We start from the raw sequence: 1,729 nt of genomic DNA on the forward strand, positions 1-1,729 counted from the left end.
ATTGCAGCCATAGATCCGGATTTTGATCGAGGCTACTGCCTCTATCCCTGATGGAATTCGCTGATGGGGACCTCTATCAGTTGTACGCTCTTGCAGAGCCCTGTCATCCACGGGTTTTCCCCATCACGGTCTGACCTGTCTCGCCATCACGACATGATTGCCTGTGCAATCGGTTGTTCTGATCGATGTCAGTGGCTATTAGCGTCGCTACGCAGTTGGTGTCGTGGAGTACTTTTTGTTCAGGTTGCCACGCCATCATTAGCTTCCAATTCTCTTTCCTGGGCAAGCAATGCCCAGACTATGCGTGCATTATTGTTGGCGAGCGCCACGGCAGCCACGTTATGATCCCCCGGTGTCAGGATAGTTGTCGCCTGATCTGATTTATCTAAAAGTGAAGAATGGGGGCGGATAAAGAGTGTTGAATGGCTTGTCACTCAAATGAACGAAAGGCCGCTTTGCTCAAGAAGCTGCTGCCTCCCATCAATATGCCGGTTGCCGCGTTGGCCCGTCAGGAAAACATCAGTGAGGCCACGCTGTATCAGTGGCGCAATCACGCCAAAGACGCAGGGGCGCCGGTGTCTGGGGACAACAAATTGACCGATGAATGGCTTGCCGAAGCCAAGTTCGCCGTGGTGGTGCCGAGTCAAATCGTGCCGCGGCTGGCCGACCAAGGGGGCTATCTGGCCAGTGAGTCTAGCTTCTATCGTATCTTGCGAGCGGCTGACCAGCAGCACAAGCGTGGCCGGAGCGAACCACCGCGTCATGTGCCGGTCCCCACCAGCCGCGATGGGCCCCAATCAAGAATGGCACTGGGACATCACCTACTTGCCGTCGGCGATACGCGGCCAGTATTTTACTACCTCTACCTGATAGAGGACATCTACAGCCGCAAAGGGGTGGGCTGGGAAGTGCATGAGCAGGAGAGCGGTGAACACGCGGCGGCCTTGCTGCATCATCCGCGAGCAGTGTTGGAAGCAGCTGCAGGTGTTGCACTCGGACAACGGCGCGCCGATGAAGTCGGTCACGTTGCTGACCAAGAAGCATGATGTGGGCGTTACGCCCTCGCGGGGACGGCCTCGGGTCAGCAACGATAATCCGTACTCGGAGTCACTGTTGCGGACGCTGGAATACAGCCCACAGTGGCCATCAGAGGGGTTTGCCAGTCTCGATGCTACGAGCGGGATTTTCTGGCTTGGTATAACGATGAACACCGGCATAGCCGTATTCGCTTCGTTACACCGGGCGAACGACATCGGGGTGAAGACAAAGCGCTGCTGGCGAAACGGGATGCACAGTGTATCAGGCCGCGAAAGCACAGCACCCGGCCAGATGGAGTGGGAACACCCGAAACTGGACACCGATAGGAGCCGTGATGCTGAACCCAGAGCGGCCCGCACCAGAGCCAAAACGGGCGGCGTAAAACAGCTTTATACGACAACTATCTGGAAAAACGCCGAGCCTGCCACGGCGCACTTGGTATTAGCGCAGCGTCAAGGTTGCGCCGCTCAAGGCCATAATCGAGGAGGATCCATCGTTCGGTTATCGAACAGTGGCGGCACTGCTGGGCTTCAACAAGAACACGGTACAGCGTGTCTTCCCGCTCAAGGGTTGGCAAGTCCGCAATCGCCCGGCGCGGATCCAATCTTTGCCATCGGTGGCGTCTGCCTCCAACCAGCGTTGGGCGAGAGACCTCTGCCGGCTCTGGGCTGGACAGGATGGCTGGTGTTCG

At 57.4% G+C, this 1,729-nt stretch carries 1 pseudogene; it reads left to right on the forward strand.

What is annotated here, in order from left to right:
* The first annotated feature begins 422 nt into the window (after nt 1-422).
* Nucleotides 423-1,420, forward strand: a pseudogene (locus tag CUC53_RS15680) (DDE-type integrase/transposase/recombinase).
* The last annotated feature ends 309 nt before the right edge of the window (nt 1,421-1,729 follow it).

The sequence above is a fragment of the Aeromonas cavernicola genome (assembly GCF_002795305.1).
Lineage (GTDB): Bacteria > Pseudomonadota > Gammaproteobacteria > Enterobacterales > Aeromonadaceae > Aeromonas > Aeromonas cavernicola.